Annotated in this window: 12 protein-coding genes; 3 read left to right on the top strand and 9 right to left on the bottom strand. The window is 71.3% G+C overall.

What is annotated here, in order from left to right; all coding sequences use genetic code 11:
- Nucleotides 1-12 precede the first annotated feature (12 nt).
- Both OG965_RS29720 and OG965_RS29715 read right to left on the bottom strand, forming a co-directional pair.
- On the bottom strand, nt 13-672 hold the full coding sequence (locus OG965_RS29720; RefSeq protein WP_371655105.1) for a histidine phosphatase family protein: 660 nt from the start codon (nt 670-672) through the stop codon (nt 13-15).
- Between the two features lie 64 nt (nt 673-736).
- Nucleotides 737-1,342 (bottom strand): YdbC family protein, encoded by a 606-nt coding sequence (locus tag OG965_RS29715; protein ID WP_371655104.1) that lies wholly within the window; start codon nt 1,340-1,342, stop codon nt 737-739.
- A gap of 124 nt (nt 1,343-1,466) precedes the next feature.
- Between OG965_RS29715 and OG965_RS29710 the strand changes: the two genes are divergently transcribed.
- Nucleotides 1,467-1,997 carry a TerD family protein gene (locus OG965_RS29710; protein ID WP_371655103.1) on the top strand — a complete coding sequence of 177 codons (531 nt, stop codon included), beginning with the start codon at nt 1,467-1,469 and terminating at the stop codon, nt 1,995-1,997.
- A 141-nt stretch (nt 1,998-2,138) separates the two neighbouring features.
- Here the strand turns inward: OG965_RS29710 and OG965_RS29705 are convergent, their stop codons facing one another.
- Both OG965_RS29705 and nrdR read right to left on the bottom strand, forming a co-directional pair.
- A complete protein-coding gene (locus OG965_RS29705) occupies nt 2,139-5,033 on the bottom strand; it encodes a vitamin B12-dependent ribonucleotide reductase (RefSeq protein WP_371655102.1) in 2,895 nt (964 codons plus the stop codon).
- Nucleotides 5,034-5,174: 141 nt separating this feature from the next.
- Nucleotides 5,175-5,696: a transcriptional regulator NrdR gene (gene nrdR / locus OG965_RS29700; RefSeq protein WP_371655101.1), complete on the bottom strand. Its 522-nt coding sequence runs from the start codon at nt 5,694-5,696 to the stop codon at nt 5,175-5,177.
- Nucleotides 5,697-6,332: 636 nt separating this feature from the next.
- Here nrdR and lexA point away from each other — a divergent pair.
- Nucleotides 6,333-7,127, top strand: a complete 795-nt coding sequence (gene lexA, locus OG965_RS29695) for a transcriptional repressor LexA (protein WP_371655100.1) — start codon at nt 6,333-6,335, stop codon at nt 7,125-7,127.
- A gap of 141 nt (nt 7,128-7,268) precedes the next feature.
- On the opposite strand, the gene OG965_RS29690 is transcribed toward lexA, so the two are convergent.
- The 5 genes from OG965_RS29690 to OG965_RS29670 form a co-directional block, all read right to left on the bottom strand.
- Nucleotides 7,269-9,239, bottom strand: coding sequence for an ATP-dependent DNA helicase (locus OG965_RS29690; RefSeq protein WP_371655099.1), 1,971 nt, complete (start codon nt 9,237-9,239; stop codon nt 7,269-7,271).
- Nucleotides 9,240-9,276: 37 nt separating this feature from the next.
- Nucleotides 9,277-11,169 (bottom strand): IucA/IucC family siderophore biosynthesis protein, encoded by a 1,893-nt coding sequence (locus tag OG965_RS29685; RefSeq protein ID WP_371657099.1) that lies wholly within the window; start codon nt 11,167-11,169, stop codon nt 9,277-9,279.
- A gap of 123 nt (nt 11,170-11,292) precedes the next feature.
- Nucleotides 11,293-12,132, bottom strand: a complete 840-nt coding sequence (locus tag OG965_RS29680; protein WP_371657098.1) for a GNAT family N-acetyltransferase — start codon at nt 12,130-12,132, stop codon at nt 11,293-11,295.
- A gap of 336 nt (nt 12,133-12,468) precedes the next feature.
- Nucleotides 12,469-14,415 (bottom strand): IucA/IucC family siderophore biosynthesis protein, encoded by a 1,947-nt coding sequence (locus OG965_RS29675; protein ID WP_371655098.1) that lies wholly within the window; start codon nt 14,413-14,415, stop codon nt 12,469-12,471.
- Between the two features lie 28 nt (nt 14,416-14,443).
- Nucleotides 14,444-15,853: a diaminobutyrate--2-oxoglutarate transaminase family protein gene (locus OG965_RS29670; RefSeq protein ID WP_371655097.1), complete on the bottom strand. Its 1,410-nt coding sequence runs from the start codon at nt 15,851-15,853 to the stop codon at nt 14,444-14,446.
- A 392-nt stretch (nt 15,854-16,245) separates the two neighbouring features.
- Here OG965_RS29670 and OG965_RS29665 point away from each other — a divergent pair, with 392 nt between their 5' ends.
- On the top strand, nt 16,246-17,469 hold the full coding sequence (locus OG965_RS29665) for a serine protease (protein WP_371655096.1): 1,224 nt from the start codon (nt 16,246-16,248) through the stop codon (nt 17,467-17,469).
- The last annotated feature ends 153 nt before the right edge of the window (nt 17,470-17,622 follow it).

Here is a 17,622-nt window from a genome sequence, read left to right as displayed (position 1 = left end):
CGCACACCCACTCTAACCGGTGATGCCGTACGGCTCGGGGACGCGCCACCGCGCGAACTGCCGGTCCAGTGTGTACCGCCCGTCCGGGCCGAGCAGCAGTGTCCTGCTCTCCGCGTTCCCCGGATTGGAGAGCGACTCGAAGTCCGCCACCGTCCAGTGGAACCAGCGCATGCAGAACAGCCGCATCGTCAGGCCGTGGGTGACGAGCAGAACGTTCGGCGGGTGGTCCGGCGCCTCGAAGCTGCGGTGCAGGCTCTCCAGGAACGACCCCACCCGGTCGTACACGTCCGCCCCCGACTCGCCCTGGGCGAAGCGGTAGAAGAAGTGTCCGTACGCGTCCCGGTAGGCCTTCTGCAGGCGTACGTCGTCGCGGTCCTGCCAGTTCCCCCAGTCCTGCTCGCGGAGCCTGGGCTCCTCCCTGATCCGCACGAGCTCCGGATCGAGCCCGAACGCCCGGAACGTCTCATGGGTGCGCCGGTACGGCGAGACGTAGACGCTGACGCGCTCGCGCCCGAATATCTCGCGCAGCCCCGTGCCGGTCGCGCGGGCCTGGCGCAGCCCGGCCTCGGTGAGCCGCAGCGCGTGGTCGGGTTCGCGCTCGTACACGGTGTCATCGGCGTTCCCCTCCGACTCGCCGTGCCGGACGAGGACGATGCGACGCGGTCTTGCCATGCGTAAACCCTAGATCGCCGGTCTGACATCCGAGCAGCCGTCCGGCCGCCATCCGGCGTATCGCTCACACCGTCCAGCTGGGGTTCAGGTCGACGACGGCCCCGGTCAGGCCCGCGACGTCGGCCTCCGTCCCCGCGCGCAGCGACAGCCGCTCCACCCGGTCGGCCCGGTACTTGCCGTGCTCGGCCGCCGACCGCCACATGGAGAGCACCAGGAACTCGTTGCCCGGCGCCTCCCCGAACACCCCGCGCAGCATCCCCGGCGACCCGGCCATCGCCGGGTTCCAGATCCGCTCCTGCGCCGACGCGAAGTGCTCGACGCGGTCGGCGTGCACCCGGCAGTTCGCCACCCGCACCACATCGGCGTCGGTGAAGCGCGGCTCGAAGCCGGTCTTCACGTCGAAGCGGTGGTCGAACAGCTTGGCGCGCGCGTCCCTGTACGTGCCGGACTGCGCGGCGGCGAGGCGGTCGTGGGCGCGCGCCATGAAGGAGTCGTAGAACGGGCGGCTTTCCCAGAACGTGAAGACGTGCGCGACATCGGGCCGCCCCCGGCTCCACCCGCCGCCCTGGCCTCTGAATCCCGGCTCCCCCAGCAGTCCCGCCCACTTCCGCTGCCCCCGGTCGAAGCCGGGACGGTCGACCACAGTGCAGCGAATCCACTTGACCAGCACCGCGCCATCGTACGGCCCGCGCCCACGGCGCCGGTCCCACTCCGGCGGACCGGTTCGCCCCGCGCGCGTGGCAGCATGGTCGGTGAGCGGCTGACAACGGGCAGTCACGGGGAGGGGTTTGGCGATGAGCGGCTTCAGCAAGGGGCTCGACAAGGTCGAGGTGGCACTGCGGTGGGACCCGAGCCCGTTCGGCTCCCCGCCCCACGACCTGGATGTCATCGCCGCGGTCTACCCGGCGTCCGATCCGTACGGCAGCCCCGCCTATCTGGTGCACTTCGACAGCCGCTCCCCCGACGGCACGGTCTATCTGAGCCGCGACAGCACCACCGGAAAGGGCTTCGGGGACGACGAGGTGCTGACGCTGGAGTTCGCCCGCCAGCCGGACGCCCACGCCCGGATCGTGGTCGGCGTGGTCATCCAACAGCGCCCGGACCGGCTCGTCTTCGCGGACATCGCCAACCCCGAGGTGCACATCCGCGAGGGCTACACGGTACTGGCGAGCGACGACTTCTCCGGCGTCGCGCACAGCACGGCCGCGACGGTCGCGGAGTTCGTCCGGACCTCGGGCGGCGCCTGGGAGTTCCACCCGGCCGTGCACGGCTTCGACCTGGACCCGGACGCCTTCACCGCCGCGATGGGCGCACGGTCCCTCTGACACCTGCGTACGTAGTACGTAGGTGAAGGACGAGGGCGTGCGCCTGCCCCCGAACGCCCAAGTGGGGACCGGCAGTTCACCGGTCCCCACAGGGCAGGGCCTCTCAGCCCTCAGAAGCGCTCGGGCTTCGAGCGCCCGTGATCAGCTGCAGCCGCTGGTCGAGCCGCAGCCCTCGCAGATGTAGCAGGAGCCGGCCCGCTGCATCTTGGTGCCGCAGGAGAAGCAGAGCGGCGCGTCGGCGCTGACGCCGAGCTGCATCTCGACGAGCTCGGCCGAGTTGTGCACGGCCTTCGGGGGCTCGACGACCGCCGGCTTGGGCGCGGCGACGGCCTTCAGCGTCTCCGTCTGACGCGGGGCGGACTGGGCCAGGCCCTCGACGTCCATCTCCTCGTCGTCCAGGGTCGGCTCGTACGAACCGGTGTCCAGGTGGCGCTGACGCTCCTCGGCGGAGTGGATGCCGAGCGCCGAGCGGGTCTCGAACGGCAGGAAGTCCAGCGCCAGGCGGCGGAAGATGTAGTCGACGATCGACTGCGCCATCCGCACGTCCGGGTCGTCCGTCATGCCGGCCGGCTCGAAGCGCATGTTGGTGAACTTCGAGACGTACGTCTCCAGCGGAACGCCGTACTGCAGACCGACCGAGACGGCGATCGAGAAGGCGTCCATCATGCCCGCGAGGGTCGAGCCCTGCTTGGACATCTTCAGGAAGACCTCACCCAGGCCGTCGTCCGGGTAGGAGTTGGCGGTCATGTAGCCCTCGGCGCCACCGACCGTGAAGGAGGTGGTGATGCCCGGACGGCCCTTGGGCAGGCGCTTGCGGACCGGGCGGTACTCGACGACCTTCTCGACGGCCTTGCGGATCTCGGCCTCGGTCTTCTCGGTGACCTCGACCTTCTCCTTCTCCTTGGTCTTCGCGGAGAGGGGCTGGCCGACCTTGCAGTTGTCGCGGTAGATCGCGAGCGCCTTGACGCCCATCTTCCACGCCTCGAAGTAGACCTCCTCGACGTCCTCGACGGTCGCCGTCTCCGGCAGGTTGACCGTCTTGGAGAGGGCGCCCGAGATCCACGGCTGGATGGCCGCCATCATGCGGACGTGGCCCATCGCGGAGATGGAGCGCTCGCCCATGGCGCAGTCGAAGACCTCGTAGTGCTCGGTCTTCAGACCGGGGGCGTCGATCACATTGCCGTTCTCGGCGATGTGGGCGACGACCGCCTCGATCTGCTCCGGCTGGTAGCCGAGGCGGCGCAGCGCCTGCGGCACCGTGCCGTTGACGATCTGCATCGAGCCGCCGCCGACCAGCTTCTTGAACTTGACCAGCGCGAGGTCGGGCTCCAGGCCGGTGGTGTCGCAGGACATCGCGAGACCGATGGTGCCGGTCGGGGCGATGACCGACGCCTGAGCGTTGCGGAAACCGTTCTTCTCGCCCAGGCGGACCACGTCCTGCCAGGCCTCCGTGGCGGCGGCCCAGATCGGCGAGTCCAGGTCGTCCATGCGCACGGCCGTCGTGTTGGCGTCGGCGTGCTGCTTCATGACGCGCTGGTGCGGCTCGGCGTTGCGGGCGTAGCCGTCGTACGCGCCGACGACCGCGGCCAGCTCGGCGGAGCGCTTGTACGAGGTGCCGGTCATCAGCGAGGTGATGGCACCGGCGAGCGCGCGGCCGCCGTCCGAGTCGTACGCGTGGCCGGTGGCCATCAGCAGGGCGCCGAGGTTGGCGTAGCCGATGCCCAGCTGGCGGTAGGCGCGGGTGTTCTCGCCGATCTTCTGGGTCGGGAAGTCCGCGAAGCAGATGGAGATGTCCATCGCGGTGATGACCAGCTCGACGACCTTGGCGAACCGCTCGACCTCGAAGGACTGGTGGCCCTCGCCGTCGTCCTTGAGGAACTTCATGAGGTTCAGCGAGGCGAGGTTGCAGGACGTGTTGTCCAGGTGCATGTACTCGCTGCACGGGTTCGAGCCGTTGATGCGGCCGGACTCCGGGCAGGTGTGCCAGTGGTTGATCGTGTCGTCGTACTGGATGCCCGGGTCGGCGCAGGCCCACGCCGCCTCGGCCATCTTGCGGAAGAGCGACTTGGCGTCGACCTCTTCGATGACGTCACCGGTCATCCGGGCGCGCAGCCCGAACTTGCCGCCGGTCTCGACGGCCTTCATGAACTCGTCGTTCACCCGGACCGAGTTGTTGGCGTTCTGGTACTGGACGGACGTGATGTCGTCGCCGCCCAGGTCCATGTCGAAGCCCGCGTCGCGCAGCGCGCGGATCTTCTCCTCCTCCTTCACCTTGGTCTCGATGAAGTTCTCGATGTCGGGGTGGTCGACGTCGAGGATGACCATCTTGGCCGCGCGGCGGGTGGCGCCGCCCGACTTGATGGTTCCGGCGGAGGCGTCGGCACCGCGCATGAAGGAGACCGGGCCGGAGGCGTTGCCGCCGGAGGAGAGCAGCTCCTTGGAGGAGCGGATGCGGGAGAGGTTCAGGCCGGCGCCGGAGCCGCCCTTGAAGATCATGCCCTCTTCCTTGTACCAGTCGAGGATCGACTCCATGGAGTCGTCGACGGACAGGATGAAGCAGGCGGAGACCTGCTGGGGCTGCGGGGTGCCCACGTTGAACCACACGGGGCTGTTGAAGCTGAAGATCTGGTGCAGGAGGGCGTACGCCAGCTCGTGCTCGAAGATCTCGGCGTCCGCGGGCGAGGCGAAGTAGCTGTAGTCCTCGCCTGCCTTGCGGTAGGTCTTCACGATCCGGTCGATCAGCTGCTTCAGACCGGTCTCGCGCTGCGGGGTGCCGACGGCCCCGCGGAAGTACTTGCTGGTGACGATGTTGACCGCGTTCACCGACCAGAAGTCGGGGAACTCGACGCCACGCTGCTCGAAGTTGATCGAGCCGTCGCGCCAGTTGGTCATGACGACGTCACGGCGCTCCCACGTCACCTCGTCGTACGGATGCACGCCGGGGGTGGTGTGGATGCGCTCGATACGCAGACCCTTGCTCGCCTTGGAACCCTTGGTGCGGGATCCTCGTGCCGGGCCGCTCGTCGTCTCTGTCATGCCGCCTCCCATACGCGGGCGAAAACGCCCAAAAGTGCCCGAATGTTCCCGTGGCACGGTGTTTGTCTGGTGCCCCGGACGCCGCGCAGAGCGCCCGTGACAGGTCCTGGATTGCCGCCGATCGCGACCGGAGTCCGCCGGTCAGTCGGCAGCGGTGGCGGGCACGGGGACCTCGGGGGTCACTCCGGCCACGCGCGCGTCCGCGTCGTCCGCGGGAGGCCGTTGTTCGCGGAGTTCCGCGATGGCGGCCTCGAAGTCTTCAAGGGTGTCGAATGCCCGGTACACGGACGCGAAGCGCAGGTACGCGACGAGGTCGAGCTCCTGCAACGGGCCGAGTATGGCCAGACCCACGTCATGGGTGGTCAGCTCGGCGCTGCCGGTGGCGCGCACCGCCTCCTCGACCCGCTGGCCGAGCTTGGCGAGGGCGTCCTCGGTGACCGGCCGCCCCTGGCACGCCTTGCGGACGCCAGAGATGACCTTGGTGCGAGAGAAAGGTTCAGTGACGCCCGACCGCTTGACCACCATCAGCGAGGCCGTCTCCACCGTCGTGAAACGACGGGAGCAGTCGGGGCACTGACGGCGCCTGCGGATCGACGTGCCGTCGTCGGTGGTCCGACTGTCGACGACACGGCTGTCGGGGTGCCTGCAGAAGGGGCAGTGCATGAAACCCAACCCTCCTTCGCAGCACGACCGAATAGCCTCGACAGGCCTGAACAGGCCCCGCGAAGCAGCCACAAGCATAGGCGATGGCCGCAGTCCGGAGGACCAACGACCACAACTTCTGGGTGGCGGTGCCAATCCAACCACTAGATCTGGGGTTTTGCCGCCAACTGCCCACTACCGCGTGTCGCGGATCGGTAGCGCAGGGAACCGCGCCGAGGGGCTTGGTTCCGGCCCGTGTCCGGGCGGGCCCGGAGGGCGACGAACCACCCGACGAACATCCGACGGAACGCCGGATCGGGGACGCCGGGGCGGGCGCGCCCGCCCCCGTTTCCGGGCGACCGGATGGCAGACTGGGAGCCCGGTACCGGCCATCGCGTCGCGGTCGTACGTACGCACGGTCCGGTGGCTGTCGGCGACGCTCCCGGGCGGCGCCTTCGGGCTCCGGCCTCAGCGGTGAAGGGTACCGTAATCGACCGAATTGCCTGCCGACCGGCCCCGTCAAGGGTGCCCGCATACACCCGGCCCCATCATCACGTCACGCTTTCTGCGATTTTTCACTCGAACGTGTGTTTGGCGCAACCTTTCGAAAGCAACTACCGTTGTCCAGCTAGGGAGACCATTTCGAGAGGGGCCGACGTGACCACCACCGCAGACAGTGCCACCATCACTGCCCAGGACCGCTCCCAGACCCGACTTGAGCCGGTGCATGCCATGAATGACGCAGTCACGAACCAGGAGGGCGGCGACCCAGCGCGGGCCACACGCTCGCTGCCCGGCCGACCTCCGGGCATCAGGGCGGACAGCTCCGGTCTCACCGACCGGCAGCGGCGGGTCATCGAGGTCATCCGGGACTCCGTCCAGCGCCGGGGGTACCCGCCGTCGATGCGGGAGATCGGTCAGGCGGTGGGTCTCTCCAGCACGTCCTCCGTCGCCCACCAGCTCATGGCCCTGGAGCGCAAGGGCTTCCTCCGCCGCGACCCCCACCGCCCGCGGGCGTACGAGGTGCGCGGCTCGGACCAGCCGAGCAGCCAGCCGACCGACACCACCGGCAAGCCCGCGGCCTCCTATGTGCCGCTGGTCGGCCGGATCGCCGCCGGTGGCCCCATCCTCGCCGAGGAGTCGGTCGAGGACGTCTTCCCGCTGCCCCGCCAGCTGGTCGGCGACGGCGAGCTCTTCGTCCTGAAGGTCGTCGGTGACTCGATGATCGAGGCCGCGATCTGCGACGGCGACTGGGTCACCGTGCGCCGCCAGCCGGTCGCGGAGAACGGCGACATCGTCGCGGCGATGCTGGACGGCGAAGCCACAGTGAAGCGGTTCAAGCGCGAGGACAACCACATCTGGCTGCTCCCGCACAACTCCGCGTACCAGCCCATCCCCGGTGACGAGGCCACCATCCTCGGCAAGGTGGTGGCGGTGCTGCGGCGGGTCTGACCGACCCGCCGGCCAGGACCGGCCCCGGGACCCCCTGCGCCGGTCCCGGGGCCCTGTTGTGTCCGGGTGCCGGATCCTCCGCAGGGGGCTGCGTCACTGCCCGTCCGAGCGCCCGGGCCTACTGCACTGCCGGAGGGACGGCTACTTCCCGTCGGCCTTGGCGACCGCGTCGATCGCGGAGAGCGAGCGGCGCACCTGATTGCGGTCCGTGGTGTACCAGAAGTCCGGCAGCGAGGCCCGCAGATAGCTGCCGTAGCGCGCGTTGGCCAGCCTGGGGTCGAGCACGGCGACGACACCCCGGTCCCCCGTCGCCCGGACCAGACGGCCCGCGCCCTGGGCCATCAGCAGCGCGGCATGAGTCGCGGCCACCGCCATGAAGCCATTGCCGCCGCCCTCCTCCACCGCCTTCTGGCGGGCGCTCATCAGCGGGTCGTCGGGCCGGGGGAACGGGATCCGGTCCATGACCACCAGCTGGCAGCTCGCGCCCGGCACGTCCACGCCCTGCCAGAGGGAGAGCGTGCCGAACAGACAGGTCTCCGGGTCACCCGAGAAGGTCTTGATCAGCTCGCCCAGCGTGTCCTCACCCTGGAGCAGGATCGGCCTGTCAAGGCGGCCGCGCAGCTCCTCGGCGGCGGCCTGGGCGGCCCGCATCGACGAGAACAGGCCCAGCGTCCGGCCACCGGCCGCCTCGACCAGCTCCGCCAGCTCGTCCATCATGTCGCCGCGCGAGCCCTCACGGCCCGGGGTGGCCAGATGCCGGGCGACGTAGAGGATGCCCTGCTTGGGGTAGTCGAAGGGCGAGCCGACGTCGATCCCCTTCCACTGCGGGACGTCCTCGCCCTCGGTGCCCTCCGGCGCGAGGCCCAGCGACGCGCCGACCCCGTTGAAGTCACCGCCGAGCTTGAGCGTGGCCGAGGTGAGCACCACCGAACGGTCGGCGAAGAGCTTCTCCCGCAGCAGCCCCGACACGGAGAGCGGGGCGACCCGCAGGGAGGCGCCGAAGCGGTCGTGCCGCTCGTACCAGACGACGTCGTACTCGGATCCGTTGGAGATCCGCTCGGCCACCCCGTGGACGCTCTCGACCGCCGCGAGGGCCTGCTTGCGCACCGCGTCCTCGTCCTGGACGGACTTGTCGCGGGTGGAGCCGAGCGCCGAGATCACCGTACGAGCCGCGTCGCGCAGCGCCATCAGGGCGTACCCGAGGTCCTCCGGGACCTCCTCCAGACGGCCGGGCAGCGCCAGCTCCATCAGCCGCTCGAAGCCCTCGGCGGCGGTCTGGAGCTGGTCGGCCGCCTTCTCGTTGACGAGCTTGGCGGCCCGCCGCACGGCCCGGTTGACCTGCCCCGGGGTGAGCTCTCCGGTGGCGACTCCGGTGACCCGGGAGACCAGCTCGTGCGCCTCGTCGACGATCAGCACTTCGTGCTGCGGGAGCACCGGGGCGCCCTCGATGGCGTCGATGGCGAGCAGGGCGTGGTTGGTGACCACGACGTCCGAGAGTTTGGCGCGCTCGCGGGCCATCTCCGCGAAGCACTCCGCCCCGTACGCGCACTTCGAGGCGCCCAGGCACTCCCGGGAGGAGACGGACACCTGGCCCCAGGCGCGGTCCGAGACGCCGGGCGTCAGGTCGTCCCGGTCGCCCGTCTCCGTCTCGTCGGCCCAGTCCCGCATCCGCAGCAGGTCCTGCCCGAGCTTGCTGGTGGGCGCGGCCGCCTCGAACTGGTCGAAGAGACCCTCCTCCTCTTCCTGCGGCACCCCCTCGTGGAGGCGGTGCAGACAGAGGTAGTTCGAGCGGCCCTTGAGCATGGCGAACTCCGGGCGGCGGCGCAGCTGCGGGTGCAGCGCGTCGACCGTACGCGGAAGATCGCGCTCCACGAGCTGCCGCTGGAGCGCCAGGGTCGCCGTGGCCACCACGACGCGCTCGCCGTGCGCCAGCGCCGGCACCAGATAGCCCAGGGACTTTCCGGTGCCGGTGCCGGCCTGGACGAGCAGGTGGGAACCGCCGTCGATGGCGTCGGCGACAGCCGTGGCCATGGTGACCTGGCCGGGGCGCTCAAGACCGCCGACGGCGGAGACGGCGGCGTGCAGGAGCTCGGGGAGAGATGGCTTCGTCATAGCCTGTCCACCCTAAAGGGCACCACTGACAATCCGATCACGTCGGCGGTGCGAGCGGGTTCGGGACGGTACCCGCGACGGCCGCGTGCGGGCGCTCGGGGCGGTCCCGGTAGCCGTCCAGATGCAGCCGGTTCCGGTTCAGACAGAGCCGCTCGATACGCGGCGTGAGCAGGTCGAACGTCTCGTAGCGCTCCTTGAGCTCGGGGAACCGCGCCTGGTGGCGCAGGATCTCGTCGCGCACCAGCGCCCAGAAGTCGCACTCCGGAACGTCCAGTTGCTCCTCGCACAGCGGCGCGAGATAGCGGAACACCCCGACGAAGAGACCGGAGTGGATGAACTGGGTGAGGAAGGAGGGCGGCTCGGTCAGCAGGACGTCCCGGACGTCGTCGGGCATGGAGTCGTGCTCGGGCAGCGACTCCGCGCTGATGTTGACGTCGTCCACGAAGTCCTTGATCGCCAGGCGTACGGGCACGTCGTGGTCGTCGAAGACGACGATGGCGTTCTCGCCGTGCGGCGAGAAGACCGTCCCGTAGCGGTAGAGGAACCGCAGCAGCGGCGGCAGCAGCGCGGCGAACAGGCGGCGCAGCCAGACCTGGGGGGCGAGGCCCGAGCGGGCGACGAGTTCGGCGGTGAAGGCACGTCCCTGCGGATCGGTGTGGAGCAGCGCGGCGAGGGTACGCGCGCGTTCGCCCACCGCGAGGCGGGTCTGCAGCGGCTCGCGCCAGATCGCCCCGAGCAGCTCTTTGTACTGGTACGGAACCTCGGCGAGGTGGTCGTACAGCGGGTGCTCGACCGCCACGGAGGCCACCTCTCCGAGCAGGATCACCCCGCATTCGTCACGCAGGAACGGATCGGCGTCGCGCAGGGCGTGGACCCAGGCGGTGACGGCCGGGGCGGCGAGGGTGCGCTCCGTCGGCAACCCTCGCCAGACCAGCGTGTTCAGGATCGAGAGCGGCAGCTTCACTGTGTGCCGGTCGGGGCGCGAGGTGTTGAGGAAGGTCCGGATGGACTGCTGCGGCAGCCGGAGGTCGGCGTCGCCCGGCAGCGGGACGATCGCGCCGTCGGCGACGGCCGGGGCGAAGAGCGGCAGCACCACCTCGTCCCACTGCCAGGGGTGCACGGGCAGGTAGAGGTAGTCGTCCGGGGCGAGACCACGCGCGCGTAGCGCGGCGGCGAAGCCCTCGCGGACCGCCGGGTCGAGCTCCCGGGTGTAGAGCCGGTCGGGCGTGGCGAGCGCGCCGACGCCCCGGTAGCGGGCGAGGTCGGTGCGGACGGCGATCCAGGGCAGCCGGTCGGGCCTGCGGGCCTCGGGGGCCCATCGGGCGGCGTCGACGGCCGAGAACCCCAGCCGCCCCTTGTTCAGGACGAGCCAGGGGTGTCCGGTCTGGTGGCCTTCCAGCTCCGCGTACCCGAGCTCCGCGAGGCGGGCGGCGGGCAGCGCGGTGTGGTCGAGGCGGGTGTCGGCGGTGAGCGTGGCCGTGAGCTCGCCGACGAGGTGGCCGAAGGTGGCGCCGTCGAGCCCGAGCGTGCGGCGGGCCCGCACGAGGAAGGCGAGCGGGTCGGTGAAGGGCCGCCCGCCGTGGCTGACGGAGTCGGCGTCGACGAGCCAGTCGTCGTACGAGCCGCGCCGGGCCCGGAAGGAGAGGGCGGAGCCGTCGTCCAGGGGCTGGGTGTAGTGGGCACGGGGGCGGCGGGGGGTGCCGTGGGCGGCGGCGTGCGGGGCACCGTGGGAGGCGTCGTCCCGCCCCGGGGTGTCTTCCGGTCGGAGGTCCTCGCTGCCGCCGCCCCACTGCGGGACCGGCTCGATGATCCCTTCGTACGCGAAGGCGCCGAGCATCTTGGCGAGCAGCCGACGGGCTGCGCGGTCCCAGGCTTCGCGGTTCAGCTCGGGCGGGGCGAGCAGTGTGGGTGGCGCTGGTGGTGTGGACAGCCCAGGCGGTGTGGGCGGCTCCTCCCGTTCGTCGAAATCATCGGGGACAAGCGGATTCGGCAAGGCGACTCCTCGGGGTGGAACCGATGTGGTTCGAGCGGTGTATGTAGGGCAGCGGGTGGTTCACAGCAGGTGCCTGAGCGCGCGATCACGAACCATGAGGGCGGCCCGCTTGTCGGGAAGGTCGACTTCCGCGGAGAACCGGAAGCCGGCGCTCAGAAAGGCGGAGACGGAGGGGGTGTTGCGCAGATCGGGTTCAGCGACCACACGGGGACACTGCGGCCGGTTGTCGAGGACGAGATCGGCGACGGCCCGGAGCAGTGCGGTCCCGGTCCCGCGCCCGCGGTCGGCGACACCGCCGATGAGGAGGTGGATACCGGTGTCGTGCGGACGCGCCGGATAGTGCCGGGCCAGCGGGTCGAGATCGGCCCGGTAGATCTCCCAATAGCTCATGGGGACGCCGTCCAGCAGGCCGAGGCACGGCACGCTCCGCCCGTCGCCGTCGAGTTGGGGACGGAGATGGGCCGCCGTGACCGACTCGGGCCCGGCCAGCTCCCAGAAGGCGGCCACGGCGGGATCGTTCATCCAGGTACTCAGAAGGGAGAGGTCACGTTCGACACGAGCGGGTACGAGCTGGAAGACGCCGAGGGGTGTGGTGACCGGTCCCCATGCCCCGGGACAGTCGAGCAGGTCGTCCCCGCCGGGGTGGGAGGCGATGCGGGAAGCGATGCGGGATGCGCCGACGGGTTGAGAGGCGATGTGGGATGCGCCGATCGCGCCGTACGAGTGGGTGGTACGAAGGGCCGCATCGGAGCGGTCGGCCTCGGGCTGGAAATGTGACGGGGTGCGGGCGCCCGCTTCCGCACCCGCCGTCGCGGGCTCGGCCGCGTCGGGGTCGGGGGTTCCACGGCCCGGGACTCCGGCGTCGGGGGTCCCGGAGCCGAGGGGCGCGGAGTCCGGCACACCGGAGTCGGAGGCCCGGGAGTCCGGGACACCCGACGCTGGAGCCCCGCGGTCCGGCGCACCGGAGCCCGGGACGCCGTCCTCATCGCCATCCTCACCGCTGCCCTCTCCCGCACTGCCCTCTCTCGCACTGTCGCCGCCCACCTCTGCCGCGCCGGTCCCGGCCGTCCTCGACTCTCCGAACAGCGCGATGAGTTCGTAGGGCAGCCGCATGTCCAGCGTGTCCTCGGCGCCGCCGGGCTGGGGGGAGGGACCGGCTCCGGCGTCGGCGTCGGTGCTCGCATCGGTGGGAGGCACGGCGACGCTCCTCTCTCGTCATTCAGCTGTTCGTGGGGATCAAGTTCCGTTGGTGTGGAGGGGGTTGGCGATGGTGACGTAGACGGACTGGGTGTCGACCGGGCCGACGAGTTCGTCGAGGCCGTGCAGCCGGGTCATGAGGTTGGCCTTGCAGCGCAGGGTCGGGCTGTCCAGCAGGTACGCGGGCAGCGGTGAGCCGAGGGCGGTGGCCTTGGCCAGGAACTGCCGCAGGGCGGCGAGGAGCACGCGCTCGTCGGCCAGGCGCTGGGCCCCGAAGGCCCCGACGAGGCCGAGGACGTTGTTGATGCCGAGGTAGTAGGCGAAGCGTTCGTCGGTGACGGCGTCGGAGACGAAGGTGTCGCTGGCGGCGCCGACTTCGGGCAGTCGGCGTTCGAGGGCGTCCCGGTGGGACTCGCGGAAGTAGTAGCCCTGGTTGTCGCGGTAGCGGCCGCCGACGGGCCAGCCGTCGGGGTCGAGCAGCACCAGCGTGTTCTGCTGGTGGGCTTCGAGCGCGATCCCCGCCGTGGCGTCCAGCCAGAGCACGGGGCGGACGACCTGGTCGAGGTAGCGCAGGAACCACTCGGCGGCCACGGCCGGGGTCGGACGGCCGGTTCGGGCGGCGAGCTTGGCCACGATGTCCGCGAGGCGCGAGTGCATCGCGGTCCCGGGGCGGCCGGGCAGGGGGCGCGGCGCGGTCAGGGCGGCGATGCAGACGGCGTCGTCACTGGGGCCGAACGGGTTGTGGCGGATCATCACGTCGAGCCCGCGGACCGGCTGGCCGTCCAGGGCGTCGACGGCGAGCCAGGCCGGGTCGCGGACGATGTCGAATCCGGGGTGCGCCGCCTGCCACTGCTCGGCGAGGCCGGTGCGCAGCAGCCGGTGGACCTCCACGCCTCGGTGGAGTTCCTTGCGGAGGTTCTCCCGGCGGGAGTTGGTGATGCGCAGGCCGAGGGAGAGCTTGAGCATGGCGTCGGCGCCGGGCCGGTGCACGGTACGGACGGAGGAGGTGGGGTGCCAGGGTTCGCCGTACGGGCCGAGGTCGCGCAGGAACCCGGCGTCGAGCAGTTCGACGACGGCCGGCCGGTGGGCGAGCTCGCGCGCCTGCCACGGGTGCAGGGGCAGCGCCACGGTGTTCGCCGGGACGTGGAGTCCGGCGGCGAGCCGGGCGGTGAGTTCGTCGGCGGCGACCGGGCGGCCGCCGTCCGTCCAGGCCGAGTCGGCGGCGAGGACGGTGCGGTCGACGGCCATCCAGTGGAGCGGGAAGGAGCCGAACAACTCGGGTGAGTAGAGGCGCACTTCGGCCTCGGAGAGTCCTTCACGGCTCTTCGGGGTGGGGTGGAGGGGGTGACCTAGGAGCAGGGACTGTTCGGCGCTGAGGAAGAGGTCGGCCTCGTCGGCGGGGCCGGGGTGGCGGCGGCGTTCCGCGATGAACTCCGCGGTGTGCCGGACCGAATCCGCGACGCGGCCCACCAGATCGGCGCCCTCGCTGCGGCCGGACTCGCGGTTGATCAGGGCGGCCACGGTGACGGCGTCCACGGCCGGGGCGCCGTGCGGGGCACCGTCGAGCTCCGGCATGCCGAAGCGGTGCCAGCCGGTGGCGGACCAGTACCGGACGGGGACGAGCAGGGCGGTGCCGCTGGCGCGCAGTGGGATGCGCAGCACGGGCCCTTCGGGTGCGGCGAGGTCGTTCTCCCGTACCCAGCAGCGGAGCAGATTCTCGACGGCCGCGGCCTCGGCGGCGGCTTCCGGGTCCGGGTGGTCCAGAAGCTCCCGGTCCTGGAGGTCCGGGTCCAGGGGGCCCTGGCTCACGGGGACTTGGCTCCGGGGATCGCGGCCGTGCTCGGCCGGATCGTCGGCGGGCAGCCGTTCGCCGTGGATCCCCGCCTTCTGGCGCGGCACCGTCGCCGTCTCTGCCACAAGGGGGCCGCAGGGGGCGGTGGGGCGGCCGGGGCCGTCGGGCGCGTCGGGCGCGGGGATGCGGTTCACGGTGGGCTTCCTTGTGTGGTGGACCGGGTCAGTGGGACGGCCCGGCGTCGGTCCGGTGGCGGGTCGCGCGCTCCGCGGCGGCCAGGGCGTCGGCCAGCCGGTCGAGCACGGCGGCCGCCTGTTCGTCGGTGAGGGTGAGGGGTGGCAGCAGTCGCACGACGCTGGAGTGACGGCCGCCGAGTTCGACGATGAGGCCACGGCGCAGGCACTCCCGCTGGACGGCGGTGGCCAGCGTGGGCGCGGCGGCCGCGGTGCCGGTGTGGGGGTCCTCGCGCTCGGGGTCGACGAGTTCGACGCCGATCATCAGCCCCCGGCCGCGGACGTCGCCGATGCTGGGGTGGTCCGCCGCCAGGCCCTGGAGCCGGGCGAGCATCCGGCCGCCGAGCAGGGCGGCGCGTTCGGCGAGCCGGTTCTCGCGGACGTAGGCGATGGTCGCGGTGCCCGCGGCCATGGCGAGCTGGTTGCCGCGGAAGGTGCCGGCGTGGGCGCCGGGCTGCCAGACGTCGAGGTCGTCGCGGTAGACGATCACGGCGAGCGGCAGCGAGCCGCCGATGGCCTTGGACAGGACCATCACGTCCGGCACGATCCCGCTGTGTTCGACGCCCCAGAAGGCGCCGGTGCGCCCCACGCCGGTCTGCACCTCGTCGGCGATGAGCGGGATGGAGCGGGCAGCGGTGATCTCGCGCATCCGGCGCATCCAGGTGTCGGGCGCGGGGTTCACCCCGCCCTCGCCCTGCACCGGCTCGACGATCATCCCGGCGGGCGCGGGCACCCCGCCCTTGGGGTCGTCGAGCAGGCTCTCGGTCCAGCGGGCGGCGAGTTCGGCGCCGCGTTCGCCTCCCACGCCGTACGGACAGCGGTAGTTGAGCGGGTAGGGCAGCCGCGTCACGCGCGCGTTGGAGGCGCCGCCCGAGGCGTCGAGGGCGCCCGCCGTCATGCCGTGGTACGCCCCGGTGAAGGCGAGCAGCCCGCTGCGGCCGGTCGCGGTGCGGACCAGCTTCAGCGCGGCCTCGACCGCGTCGGTCCCGGCCGGGCTGCAGAACTGGATCCGCGCGTGGTCGGCCAGGGGGCGCGGCAGGGTGGTGAACAGCTCGGTGGTGAACGCGTCCTTGACCGGGGTGGCCAGGTCGAGCGCGTGCAGCGGGGCGCCGGAGTCGAGGACCTTGCGGATGGCTTCGAGGACGACCGGGTGGTTGTGCCCGAGGGCGAGGGTGCCCGCGCCCGCGAGGCAGTCGAGGTAACGCCGCCCGTCCGCCCCTTCGATGGTCAGCCCGCGGGCGCGCACGGGCACGATCGGCAGCGAGCGGGCGTACGTCCGGGCGGCGGACTCGCGCAGGGACTGCCGCCGCAGGATTCCCTCGTGGGCGGGCGGTGTCCGCGGCGATGTGGTCGGAAGCTCGGCCGGCGGTGGTACCGGCGCGGATTCGGTCACGGCCACGAGTTCTGGTCCTCCCACGGTGCGCGCTCTGCTGTGCCAGCCGCGCCGGGACCCTGTGACGGTTCCGTGGCACGCCCGTTGCCCGGTGCGAACGGTGGGGCTGAACGCTGGCGTGTTGTCCCCCGTACGTACCAACGACGCCGGGGCCGGAGGATCACGGGCAGGCGCGAAGATCCTTGCGGAGCGGAACCGTGGCCCTGCCGCGCACCGTCCCAACCGGCACCGGCATAGTGGGGGCCGCACTTCGGCCAGTACTTTCCGGCCGGAGCGAGGTGGGCCGACGGCTTCGAGGAAGCCGACGGGTTCGCTTCAGTAACCACAAGCGGTGGAGCAACGGTGGCTGCACCGCGCATCAGCAGCTTCAGTACCGAAGTCCCAGGGGGATCAAGAACATGCGACCGACACGCCCGAATTCCGCGGCCCGTGGTGGGAGGGGCGCACTTCGCCGGACCTCCCCCGTACTGGCAGCGCTCGGCCTCACGGCCGCTCTCGCCCTGACCGCCACCGCGTGCGGTCCGGGCGGCGACGACAAGGCCGACGCCAAGCCGACCGCCTCGGCGACCGCCGGCGACGACGGCCTCCAGCTCCCGGACGACATCAAGGACCGGCTCAAGAAACACGGAATCGACCCGGACAAGTGGAAGAACGGCGAGTGGAAGAACTGGGACAAGTCCAAGTGGCTGCGTGAGGCCAGGGACTTCGTCAACCCGATCATCCAGGACCTGTGGGACCCGGACCGGATGCGGAAGGCCGACAAGCCCCCGCAGAAGCCCGTCCCCAACGACATCTCGGGCGACAAGGGCGTGACGGACCCGACCCCGGCGCCCGTCAAGGCCCGGGCTCAGAAGGCTCCGTACCACCAGAGCCTGCCGGAGCTCGGCAAGCTGTTCTTCGACGGCCCCGAGGGCTCGATGGTCTGCTCCGCGACCGTCGTGAAGGACCCGGCGCACCCCGGCAAGTCCAACATGGTGTGGACGGCGGGCCACTGCGTCCACGCGGGCGCCAAGGGCGGCTGGTACCGCAACATCGCCTTTGTGCCCTCGTACAACAACGCCGACATGTCGCTCGCGCAGCTGCAGAAGGCGACCAAGCAGCAGATCGCGCCGTACGGCGTGTACTGGGCCGACTGGGCGCAGACGTCGCAGCAGTGGATCCAGGGGGGCGGCTCGACCGGCGGCCAGGGCGCTCCGTACGACTTCGCGGTGCTGCACGTCACCCTTGAGAAGGGCAAGGGCGGCAAGTCCCTTGAGGAGACGGTCGGTACGGCGCTCCCGGTGGACTTCAACGCCCCGGCCGTGCCGAAGATCGCGAGCATGACGGCCAACGGCTACCCGGCCGCGCCGCCGTACGACGGCCAGAAGCTGTACCAGTGCAAGGACAAGCCGGGCCGGCTCTCGCTCGACGCCGGCAGCCCGACCATGTACCGCCTGGGCTGCACCATGACCGGCGGCTCCTCCGGCGGCGGCTGGATCGCCGCGGGCGCCGACGGCAAGCCCGCGCTGGTCTCCAACACCTCCATCGGCCCGGTGACGGCCGGCTGGCTGGCGGGTCCGCGTCTGGGCCCGGAGGCCAAGGGCGTGTACGACTCGGTCAGCAACAAGTACGCGGGCCAGTAGGCCCCGGCCGGGTCCGGGAGCTCTCTCCACGAGAGCTCCCGGACCCCTGTGCGAGACCCCCACGTGCGACCGGCATAGTGGGGGGCTGCGAAACGGCGGTCCCGGAAGACCCCGCTTCGCGAGATGACGTGCCCATGGCAACACACCCTTCGC

The sequence above is a fragment of the Streptomyces sp. NBC_00224 genome, from assembly GCF_041435195.1.
Classification (GTDB): domain Bacteria; phylum Actinomycetota; class Actinomycetes; order Streptomycetales; family Streptomycetaceae; genus Streptomyces.
The sequence above is the reverse complement of the archived record's forward strand: the minus strand, read 5'-3'. Positions and strand labels throughout refer to the sequence as shown.

Coding starts and splice junctions, on each gene's coding strand:
- OG965_RS29720 (WP_371655105.1), bottom strand. CDS start 672: ATGGCAAGACCGCGTCGCATCGTCCTCGTCCGGCACGGCGAGTCGGAG.
- OG965_RS29710 (WP_371655103.1), top strand. CDS start 1,467: ATGAGCGGCTTCAGCAAGGGGCTCGACAAGGTCGAGGTGGCACTGCGG.
- OG965_RS29705 (WP_371655102.1), bottom strand. CDS start 5,033: ATGACAGAGACGACGAGCGGCCCGGCACGAGGATCCCGCACCAAGGGT.
- nrdR (WP_371655101.1), bottom strand. CDS start 5,696: ATGCACTGCCCCTTCTGCAGGCACCCCGACAGCCGTGTCGTCGACAGT.
- OG965_RS29690 (WP_371655099.1), bottom strand. CDS start 9,239: ATGACGAAGCCATCTCTCCCCGAGCTCCTGCACGCCGCCGTCTCCGCC.
- OG965_RS29665 (WP_371655096.1), top strand. CDS start 16,246: ATGCGACCGACACGCCCGAATTCCGCGGCCCGTGGTGGGAGGGGCGCA.